The 9,759-nt window shown below is 70.3% G+C and carries 13 protein-coding genes; 8 read left to right on the top strand and 5 right to left on the bottom strand.

Features of this window, described 5'->3' with window-relative positions; all coding sequences use genetic code 11:
- Positions 1–308: 308 nt before the first annotated feature.
- From ACFC1T_RS37620 to ACFC1T_RS37610, 3 genes are all read right to left on the bottom strand, one after another.
- The gene (locus tag ACFC1T_RS37620; protein WP_375897099.1) at positions 309–1,133 is read right to left on the bottom strand and encodes a class I SAM-dependent methyltransferase; all 825 of its coding nucleotides are present in this window, start codon (positions 1,131–1,133) and stop codon (positions 309–311) included.
- A gap of 147 nt (positions 1,134–1,280) precedes the next feature.
- A complete protein-coding gene (locus ACFC1T_RS37615) occupies positions 1,281–1,583 on the bottom strand; it encodes a hypothetical protein (RefSeq protein ID WP_375897097.1) in 303 nt (100 codons plus the stop codon).
- Positions 1,580–2,614, bottom strand: coding sequence for a hypothetical protein (locus ACFC1T_RS37610; protein ID WP_375897094.1), 1,035 nt, complete (start codon positions 2,612–2,614; stop codon positions 1,580–1,582). Before ACFC1T_RS37610 ends, ACFC1T_RS37615 begins: the two co-directional genes overlap by 4 nt.
- Before the next feature lie 395 nt (positions 2,615–3,009).
- On the opposite strand from ACFC1T_RS37610, the gene ACFC1T_RS37605 reads away from it, so the two are divergent.
- From ACFC1T_RS37605 to ybaK, 8 genes are all read left to right on the top strand, one after another.
- Positions 3,010–3,531 (top strand): ATP-binding protein, encoded by a 522-nt coding sequence (locus ACFC1T_RS37605; RefSeq protein WP_375897091.1) that lies wholly within the window; start codon positions 3,010–3,012, stop codon positions 3,529–3,531.
- Between the two features lie 74 nt (positions 3,532–3,605).
- Entirely contained in the window at positions 3,606–4,205 is a 600-nt protein-coding gene (locus tag ACFC1T_RS37600) for a hypothetical protein (RefSeq protein ID WP_375897088.1), read from the top strand.
- Positions 4,202–4,735: a class IV adenylate cyclase gene (locus ACFC1T_RS37595; protein ID WP_375897086.1), complete on the top strand. Its 534-nt coding sequence runs from the start codon at positions 4,202–4,204 to the stop codon at positions 4,733–4,735. The genes ACFC1T_RS37600 and ACFC1T_RS37595 overlap by 4 nt, the downstream gene beginning before the upstream one ends.
- Before the next feature lie 13 nt (positions 4,736–4,748).
- Entirely contained in the window at positions 4,749–5,444 is a 696-nt protein-coding gene (locus tag ACFC1T_RS37590; protein ID WP_375897083.1) for a radical SAM protein, read from the top strand.
- Between the two features lie 60 nt (positions 5,445–5,504).
- Positions 5,505–5,843: a hypothetical protein gene (locus ACFC1T_RS37585; RefSeq protein WP_375897080.1), complete on the top strand. Its 339-nt coding sequence runs from the start codon at positions 5,505–5,507 to the stop codon at positions 5,841–5,843.
- Positions 5,844–6,005: 162 nt separating this feature from the next.
- On the top strand, positions 6,006–6,848 hold the full coding sequence (locus ACFC1T_RS37580) for a hypothetical protein (protein WP_375897077.1): 843 nt from the start codon (positions 6,006–6,008) through the stop codon (positions 6,846–6,848).
- 77 nt (positions 6,849–6,925) lie between these two features.
- Positions 6,926–7,657, top strand: a complete 732-nt coding sequence (locus ACFC1T_RS37575; RefSeq protein ID WP_375897075.1) for an LON peptidase substrate-binding domain-containing protein — start codon at positions 6,926–6,928, stop codon at positions 7,655–7,657.
- A gap of 54 nt (positions 7,658–7,711) precedes the next feature.
- Positions 7,712–8,206 (top strand): Cys-tRNA(Pro) deacylase, encoded by a 495-nt coding sequence (ybaK, locus tag ACFC1T_RS37570; RefSeq protein ID WP_375897072.1) that lies wholly within the window; start codon positions 7,712–7,714, stop codon positions 8,204–8,206.
- A gap of 103 nt (positions 8,207–8,309) precedes the next feature.
- On the opposite strand, the gene ACFC1T_RS37565 is transcribed toward ybaK, so the two are convergent.
- Entirely contained in the window at positions 8,310–9,101 is a 792-nt protein-coding gene (locus ACFC1T_RS37565) for a hypothetical protein (protein ID WP_375897070.1), read from the bottom strand.
- Between the two features lie 83 nt (positions 9,102–9,184).
- On the bottom strand, positions 9,185–9,759 hold a 575-nt coding region (locus ACFC1T_RS37560; protein WP_375897067.1), incomplete at its 5' end, for an ABC transporter permease.

Genomic DNA, 9,759 nt, shown 5'->3' with positions numbered 1-9,759 from the left:
CACAGAGAGATCCACTGCTGTAGACGACGGGAGACCCAGATCTGTCTACGAGACCCCCGCCCCCCCCACCGCCACCCCCCCCCCCCGCCCCACGGGCGGGGGGGGGGACGGGGCGGCCGCCGCGCCCCCGCCCGCATACGGAGAAGATCCGAGAAGGACACTCTTTGGAGCTCGCGAAATCCGATAAAGCAATTTGTTCTGCAGAATCAGCGGTGGCCCCGGCCAAAATGGCCGGGGCCACCGAAACGACAAGCGCCAAGCTTCTTGCCCGGCACAGGAAGTCGACCAGACCGACTTCCCATGCAGATCTAGAGAAGATGGCGGCAGATCAGGATGCCACCGAGGCCTGTGATCTTGAATGACCCCTCAGCCTCAATCGTGGCAGTGACGATCTCGGCCGCCCTGCTGACGGTGTCGTGGAACGGAACGCCGCATTGGTCGGCCCATGCTTCGTAGGAGGCCAGATGGGCGACGATTGGCGCGGGATCGGTGATCTCGATTGTGCCGGGCAGTTCCCGGATCCGGATGTCCTTGAACGCTGTCCGCAGGTAGCCGCGGGCCTTCTCCAGCGAGAAGCGAGAGCTGAGGGACACCCGCGCCGGCCCCTCAGGGGTCCCGAGGACATCTCCTGCAGCCTTGGCCCAGAGTTGGTCCAGCTCCTGCTTGTCGGTTTCGCTGTTGGTCGAGGCGATGAGCACGCCACCCGGCTGGAGGACACGAGCCAGTTCATTGATCGTGGCCTCGATATCGCTGACGTGGTACAGCATGTGCAGTGCCAGTACGGCGTCGGCGCTGTCGTCGACGAAAGGCAGGGCCTGGGCGTCCGCTACCAGAACCGGCTTCTCGACATCCGTAAGGATGCCCAATGAGATGTCCATCCCGACGAGCCGAAGGTCCGGCCGGTCCTTGCGTAGACGGCCCACGAACTTGCCGTTGCCACAGCCGACGTCGAAGACGATCCCGCTCGTACCGGCCAGCTCTTCGACGACGATCCCGGGCAGGTCGTACTGCGGCTGCTGCCACCGGTAGATCGACTGGCGGGCGGCCAGATGGCGACCGTCAGCGTAAGCGCTGTTCGCGAGGATGGACTGGTCGGCGACTGCGACGTCCTGCTGTGCGGTGTTCCTCGCCACTGTGGCAGCTCCGGAGGGTTCGTGAGTGCGGTTCGAGAGCAGCGGGCCCGCGTCCTCGGACGCGCAGCGAAACCCCGTTGCGATCCTCTGCCCTGGCCATGGTCGAACCGGTCTGGGCACCTCTCAGACCGGGCCACCCAACAGCTGTCAGGCCTCCCAGGAGGTCACGGTCGGCTCCGGCCACTCTGCGGCCGTCGCTGCGAGATCCGCCGGGAGCAGGGCGATCAGCAGGGCTCGACCATCAGTGACGGCCTTCAATGCGGCCTCCCGAGCTTCGTCCTTGGTGTCGAACATGCCATCCGCCACCGTTTCGTTGTGGGGCGGCTCGCCGACCTCGCCGACCCACTGCGACGCGCCTGGCCACACCCGGACGTGGGTGAGCCGGGAAGGCTCCGGGAGCCCCGTGATACCTCGAGCCGCGGCTTCCTTGATCACGTCTTCGATCGTCATGCCTGTGCTCTCCTCATCTCGGCCAGTGCGGCGTCCAGTCGTGCGGAGCGGACGACGGCGGAAAGGTCGGTGGCTGTGTGGGCGTAGTGCTCGGCTTCTTCCCGGGCGCCCTGACGGTAGAGCACTGTGGCCAGTTGGGCGGTGTCGATCGCCTTCGAGCGGGCCCGGTTGGAGGTCTGGGAGTCCACGGCTCGGCGGAGTCGGGACACCAGATCGGAGACAGGCTTCCCCTTGACCGCCGCGAGCAGGTAGAGGGCGTGGCCGGTCTCGCCGTGCAGCTTGTGCTCGGTGAAGTACCACATCCAGCGCGGCTCGCTGCGGAGATCACTCACGCGGCTGTAGATCGACTCCGCGAGGGCGATCTGCCGCATCACCTCGGGTTCGTCGCCCTGGATGGCGTACGCCTGGGCCTTGACCGCCGCGATCATCGCGAGCGCCGACAAGGGCACGTTGCCCATGGCCATGTCGGCCAGGGCGACAGCGTCTCCGGACTTACGCTCGGCAATCTCCTGGCGGGCGAGGCCGGTCGCAACGTGACACAGGAGCCCGTCGTCGCCGGCCTCCTGGGCCGCCTTGATGCCGAGCCCGAATGTGCTGCGTGCGGGCGCGCTCTGACCCGCGTCGAACGCCGACCACGCTGCAAGGTCGGCGAGATTGGCGATCTGGCCGCACAGCCGGTCGCGGACACGCGGTCCCATCGACGACTTGGTGAGATCGACAGCGCTTCGCAGTTCACCGAAGGCCAGATGGCGAGTGGCAAGACCTCCGCTTCGCCGATCCCACTCCTCCAGGGCGAAGGTTCGCTCTGCAATATCGTCAACGTCCTTCATCCCCAAGGACGATGGGGACGGCACCACGTCGGGCAGGATCGAGGCCAGGGAGACGGCCAAGAAGTCACGGCGCTTCGACTCACTCACCTCCTCACGGTCCCGCCGGGTCCGCTTCGGGAACAGTCCCAGCTCTGCGTTCGTGGCCACGCCGAAGACGCCGCGCAGGGCATCACGGACATCCGCATCGGGCCAGCGGATCACGCCACGTTCTCATCGGCTGATCACATTGGCGTCAATCGCCGACTCACGGTCGGTCGCGGCCTTGATCCGGGCGTTCGCCCGGCTCGCGACCTCGCCTTGGGTCCACTCTCGCCCGAGACGAAGCCTTCGTAGAGCGTCGTTGGTCATCCGAGGCCCGTCTCTGCGGTGCCGTTGGTGAGGGCCAGACAGCCTAGTGAACTGCCTAGCTTCTGCCTACAGGATCGCCCTGCCCCTACCCGCGCCGCAGGCGTTTGATGGTTCTCAGTCGCCCGGGGTGATGGGCCGGTTACGCCGGTGCTGTCGGGAAGGCCCCCGAGCGACGTCAGTGCAGCGTCGAACCCGCGTCTCGGTCAGGCCGGGCCCTCCCCTCGCAACTCCCAACGGCTGGAGGCCGTATGCCCGTCGACGACCACTCGGCCACGTTGATGAGCCCGACCGACACCGCCTCGTTGCCGGTGCCGCAGGAATGGGACGTCGAGCCGGAGCCGGCGGCCGTGCCGCCCTCTCGTCGCCTGATCCGGAAGATCGCCGAAGCCTGGCGGGTGCCCATGTCGGACGCCGCTCTACGGGACGTAGAGCTGTGCGCCGACGAGTTGTTGGCCAACGCCATCGAGCACACCCGTGCACGGTGCCGGGTCTCGGTGCGGTGGACCGGCGAACGGCTGCGCGTGGAGGTCACCGATTCGAGCCTGGCCCTTCCGGATCGGGAGACCGCAGAGGACACCATCACGGGTGGCCGTGGACTGCTCCTGATCGAGGGCCTCGCGCACTCCTGGGGCTGGCACCCGGCCGGGCAGGGAAAGACCGTGTGGTTCGAGTGCACGGCCGACCAGTTGATCACGGGCGGCCAGCGCCTGGCCGTCCTCCTACGCGCCGCCAACGACCAGGCCACAGGTCACCCTAGGCGTTCGGCGTGACCCCGAGCACCCAGCCCCCGGCGGCCGGGGCGAGTCCCGCAACACACAACCCGAGACCACGGAACGGAGTTCGCATGGATGCGCCCCGAGGGTCCTTCGTCACCCTCGACGGTCTCAGCGCGAGCGGGAAGAGCACCGTCGCCCCGCTGGTCGCCGCCTTCGTCAACGGAATCCACCTCACACACGACACCCTGCCGACGTTCCCCCGTATGCGCGCGGAGGTGGATGCCACCGGCATCCTGTCGGCGCGGTTCCACTGGTGGCTGATGGCGAACCACATCACCTCGGAGACCGCCCGAACGCTCACGGAGAGCGGGTGGACCGTGGTGGTCGAGTCCTACTTCCCGCGCACCATCGCCACGCACAGGGCCATGGGGCACGAGTGGCCCCCGGAGTACCCGAACGGGGCCCTCCTCCCGAATGTGCCGATCCTGCTGGAGGTGGACGAGCAGGTCCGCCAGGAACGACTCCGTCGGCGGGCCGAGCGCGGGACGCTGAGCTACTGGCACCAGCGGGAGGAGCCCAACACGGCCGAGAGCTCCCGTGTCTACCAGGCCTTCGGCCTCCTTCGCGTGGACGGCACCGACCGCACGCCGGAGGAGGTGGCCCGCGCGATCGCCGATATCGTTCGCTCGCATGTCCCGTACGGCATCGAGGAAGGCAACGGCCAATGACCGCAACTGAGTTCGAAGCAAAGATTCTCAACGTCGAGCCGGAGAAGGTCCGCGCGTTGCTGGCCGAGGCAGGGGCCGAGCACGTGGCCGACCGCTTCCAGCGCCGCTACGTCTACGACATCCCCGGTCGGCCCGGCTCGTGGGTCCGTCTTCGCGACACCGGTAGCAGCGTCACGCTGTGCGTCAAGGAGATCCACTCCGACGCGATCGACGGCGTGACCGAGACGGAGACGACCGTCGGCGACTTCGACGCCATGAACACGCTTCTCGGCAAGCTCGGATACCGCCCGAAGGCGTACCAGGAGAACCGCCGGTCCTCCTGGGCACTGGGCGGCGCGGCCATCGAAATCGACGAGTGGCCGCTGATCCCCCCGTACCTGGAGATCGAGGGAAACAGCGCCGAACACGTCCACGCGACGGCACTCTCACTCGGCCTTCCCCTGACCGAGCTGACGAGCGAGAACACGACCAAGGTCTACCGCCGCTACGGGATCGACATCGAGGCGATCCCCCGGCTCATCTTCGAGTAACAGGAGGCATGCCTTGCCAACGACCAAACACCCGGCCATCCGGGTCGTCCGGGACAGGACCATCCGCATCAAGGTGATCGACGACTGCGGGTTGGCCTGCACGTTCTGCCACAACGAGGGAACGCCGGTCACCGCAGACAACCGAGGCCGCACGCTGCTGCCCTTCGTCGCGGGGCCCGGCAGGACCGGACGCGTGTCGATCTACAGCGAGACGAACGGGGTCGGCTTCCTCGCCGCGAAGATGGCTCCGGACATGTCCTTCCGGCGTGCGGTGCGGACCGTGACGAAGGCGTTCGGCGCCGACGAGGTCCACCTCACGGGAGGCGAGCCCACCCTCCACAAGGAGGTCCCCTCGCTGGTTTCGGCGCTCACCGGAATGGGCCTCAGCGTCGGAATGACGAGCAATGGCGAGCGCGGCCGACAGGTGATGCCGGACTGCTCGGCAGCCGGCCTCCACCGGGTCAACGTCTCCGTCTTCGGCACCACCGCCGAAGAACTCCAGGCCGTTCAGTCCGAGCGTTTCACGTCCTCGGGTCTGGCCGAAGCGAAGATCCGTGCTGCCGAGCAGACCATCCGCGCCGCCGTCTCCAACGGGGTGAAGGCCTCCGTGAACATCGTCGTTCCCGGCATGGCCCACGTGGACCGGGTCGTCAACCTGGTCGAGTCGTACGGCCAGTTCGCGGACGTTCGGATGCTCACCAGCATCTAGGACGGAGCGGAATCGATCGCAGCGATCTCCGAAGTCCTGGACCGGGTCGGTGCCGAACCGGTGCTCCGGACGTTCACCGCCGGCACCTCCGACGAACGCACCCTCTACCGGGCGCTCGGCGGCAGGGCGGTCTACGTCAAGCGGCTGCTGCCGGTGCGGCTCCCGGACACCTGCGCGTCGTGTCGGTTCAACAACGACACGGACTGCGAGGAGGGCTACTACGGCGTCCGCCTGTACCTCACCGACCAGGGCGAGTACATGGTCGGCGTCTGCATCCAGCGCATGGACCTCTGCGTCCCTGTGGCTGAGTTGCAGAAGAGCGGGATTGTGGAAGAGGTGCAGGTCTTCAAGGACGCCGAGGTTCGGCGGCTGACCAGCCAGTACGGCGCCGCCGCCTGATCGACGGGCGCGCACCACAACTCCGGCCGGTGGTCGGCGAATTTCCCGACACTTCGCACTCAGCGTAGTGATTGTGCTACGTTCCGCATCATCAACAGAACATAGAAGACCCCGGCGGTGGTGGAACACCCCGGGGTCTGGCACCAGGAGCTGACACTCCCCATGCAGATTCATCGTAGCGCCCACGCGCGCTGTTTCACCGTACTTCCGAACGGCCTCCTCCAGGACCGTCGCCTCAGCTACACGGCCCGGGGGCTCCTCTCCGACCTCCTCTCCCGCCCCGACGGCTGGCGCGAGGACGGGCGGCACATGGCCGACAGCAGCCCGCAGGGGCGCGGCGCCGTCCGCAGGGCGCTCAACGAGCTCAAGGACGCCGGGTACTACCGGGTCGAGACGGTCCGGATGCCCGACGGCACGCTCCGTACCGACGTGCACGTGTACGACACCCCGCAGCGCCCGACGTCACCGAGTGCCCGTTCCTCGGACTCCGGTGAGCCCGAGGCCGGTCCCCCTGACAGCCCTGTAGTAAAGGACCCGGGAGAAGTACCCACCCTCCCCGCCCAGTTGACGCGAGCGGACGAGCAGACCCGCAGGGCGGTGTCCGCACTCTTCCGCGCGATCCGTCCCGAGCCCCGGCTGCGCCTCGGCGAGGCCGAGGCGCAGCAACTGGCTCCGCTCGTCGCCCAGTGGCTGGAACGCGGCAGCACGGCGGCCGAGTTGGCCCACGCCCTGCTTCCCGGCCTGCCCTCTCCGCTGCACTCCCCGGTGGCGATCCTGCGCGACCGCCTCCAACGCAAGCTGCCGCCCGCCCGTGCACCTCAGGCCACACCCGCGGAGTGCGCCAAGTGCCACGACCCGGTACCCCGCCCCGGCATCTGCCGCCCGTGTGCGGGCCTCGGCGGCGCCAGGACCCTCACGATCGGCAGTGGCGCCGCAGCCACGCCCGGCGGCGCCGCCCGTGCCCGCGCGGCCTTGCGCGGGGGCGGGCTGGTCGCCACCGCGTGAACACGGTGCGTGTCCGCGGGGCGGGGCTGCGGTTACTGCGCGACAAAGCCCGGCCCCGAAGAACTACGCTGTCCGCCGTGACAGAACGGCTGCCGCTCTTCCCGCTGAACACCGTGCTCTACCCGGGCCTGGTGCTGCCCCTGAACGTCTTCGAGGAGCGTTACCGCCGACTCGTCGCCGATCTGCTCGAACAGCCCGAGGACGAGCCGCGCCGCTTCGGCGTGCTCGCCATCAAGGACGGCCGCGAGGTCGCCCCGGTACGGCCCGCCGAGGACGGCCCGGCCGGGCCGCTGGACGGCCTGGGCACCGCCACCGGGGACCCGCTGGAGGCGGTCTACCACATCGGCTGCGTCGCCGACGTCTCCTCCGTCCAGCCCCAGCCCGACGGGCGCTACGAGCTGCTGGTCACCGGCACCACCCGGTTCCGGATCAGCTCGGTCGACGTCGGCGGCCCGTACCTGACCGGTGAGGTCGAGTTGGTCGAGGAGCGCCCCGGCGAGGGCTCCGGCGCGCTCGCCGCCGAGGTCGAGCGGGCCTTCCGGGTCTACCAGAAGCGCCTGGCCGGAGCCCGCGAGGCCAGCACCCACGGCCGCCAGCAGCTCCCGGACGACCCCCAGGTGCTCTCCTACCTGGTCGCCGCCGCCTCGGTGTTCGAGACCCCGGTCAAGCAGCAGCTGCTCGCCTGCCCCGACACCGCCCAGCGGCTGCGCACCGAGCTCGACCTGCTGCGCCGCGAGAGCGCGGTGCTCAGCTGGCTGCCCTCGCTGCCCGCGGTCGACCTCACCCGCCAGTCGTTCAGCCCCAACTGACCCAACTGACCTGACCGACCCTGACGAAACCCCACCGACCCGAGGCACCCGCGCATGGCCAAGAAGCCGAAGAAGGGCGGCCAGGGCACGCCCGCGACCGTCGCCCTGGAGACCGCCGCCGTCCCCTACACCGTCCACGCCTACGCGCACGACCCGGCCGCCGCCTCCTACGGCGGCGAGGCCGCCGAGGCCCTGGGCGTGGCCGCCGAACGGGTCTTCAAGACCCTGGTCGCCGACGTGGACGGCACCCTCACCGTCGGCGTCGTCCCGGTCGCCGGCCAGCTCGACCTCAAGGCCCTGGCCACGGCCGTCGGCGGCAAGCGCGCCGCGATGGCCGACCCGGCCGCCGCCGAACGCAGCAGCGGCTACGTCCTCGGCGGCATCTCCCCGCTCGGCCAGCGCCGCCCGCTGCGCACCGTGGTCGACGCCAGCGCCCTCACCCACCCCACCGTCTACGTGTCGGCGGGCCGCCGGGGCCTCGAAGTGGAACTGGCCCCCGCCGACCTGATCGCCCTCACCCGCGCCGCCACCGCCCCGATCGCCCGCTGAACGAACAGAATCCCCGCACCCCCAAAGGGGGTACGGGGATTCTTCACGGGGCGGAGGGCCCTGGCCTGTACCCGGCCGTCGCCCCTCCGCCCCGCTCAAGCACTCAGCCCTGCCGCCGCTCCTCCGGCGCCGGAGCGGCATCCACCGGAGCCGTCTCCACCGGAGCGACCTGCCCGGCGTCCACCGGCGTCTCCGCAGGAGGCCCGGCGGGGTCCCCGTACGACCCCGCCGGCACCCCCCAGTACGGCGGCGGGTCCTCCTCCCGCTTCCCGAACGCCGCCGACAGCGCCAGCAGCACCACCATCGCCGCCATCGGCCACACCAGCAGCGCGCCCAGCGCCCCCAGGTCGATGCTCGCGTCGAAGTGCCCGCCGTTGCCGACCCGCCGGGCCTCGCCGATCAGGTTGTCGCTCGGCCCGAGCCAGCGGCCGAGCTTCCAGGCCCCGTACGAGCCGAGCAGTCCGCCGATCGCCAGCCCCAGCGCGACGGCGATCCCGCCGCCGCGCTTGCGGGTCACCAGGAAGGCCCCGAGCGCGGTGAGGATGCCGGCGCCCAGCCCGATCAGCACGAACACCGCGTCGGCACCGGCCCGCTGCTCGCCCTCGGGGTCCACGTAGAGGATCCGGTCGCCGTCCACGACCAGCGGCACCTTGGGCGCCAGCCAGGCCCACAGCCCGGCCATCGCCAGTCCGGCCAGCAGGCACACCAGCACCACCCCGGCGCCGATCCGCAGCTCGTCCGGCACCCGGTGCACGCCCGCGGGCGGTACGGCGGGCAGGCCGGCGGGCGGCTCCTGGTCGGAGGCCGGCGGCGGTGCGAACGGGTCGGGTACGGCTCCCGGCTCGGCCGGCACGTCGGCGCGGGCGGGTTCCGGAGGTGTGTTCGGTACGGTCACGGGTCCCATCGTTTCACGACGTCCGTCCGAACGGCCGCACCGCCCACCGCACCACCCACCCGGCAAGATCCGGAAGGCGGGCCCTACCGCGCGACGGCCCGCCGGTACGCCCAGGTGGCCAGGGCCAGCGACACCACGCCCACCCCCGCGCAGACCCCGAGGTCGGCGAGCACCATCCCCCAGTCCGGGTCCGGCGCGAAGGTCCGCGCGAACGCCTCCACCCCGTACGTCGACGGCAGCAGGTCGCGCAGCCACAGCACCGGCTGCGGCAGGTGGTCGACCGGCAGCACGCCGAGCAGCAGCGCCGCCGACATGCCGAGCTGCCCCAGCATCGTCGCGATCTCCTGCCGCGGCGCCAGCAGCCCGCAGGCCGCGCCCAGCCCGGACAGTGCGGCCCCGGCGAGCGGTACCACGGCGAGCAGCACCCACAGCTGTCCGAGCGGCAGCCCGAACATCACCGCGCCGATGCCCGCCGTGACGAGCGTGCCGGGCAGCGTGAACGAGGCGTACGCGGCGGCCGCGCCGAGCACCACCGAGGCGGCCGGGACGGGCAGCGTCGCGTAGTGGTCGAGGCCGCCGGTGGCGCGGAGCTTCCCGAAGTACTGGGCCAGCAGGTTGAGCGCGACGAACGCCACCACCAGCACGCTCGACCCGGCGA

Origin of the sequence: Kitasatospora sp. NPDC056076, assembly GCF_042266305.1 — a bacterium.
Classification (GTDB): Bacteria; Actinomycetota; Actinomycetes; order Streptomycetales; family Streptomycetaceae; genus Kitasatospora.
This window is presented reverse-complemented; position numbering and strand designations above follow the sequence as displayed.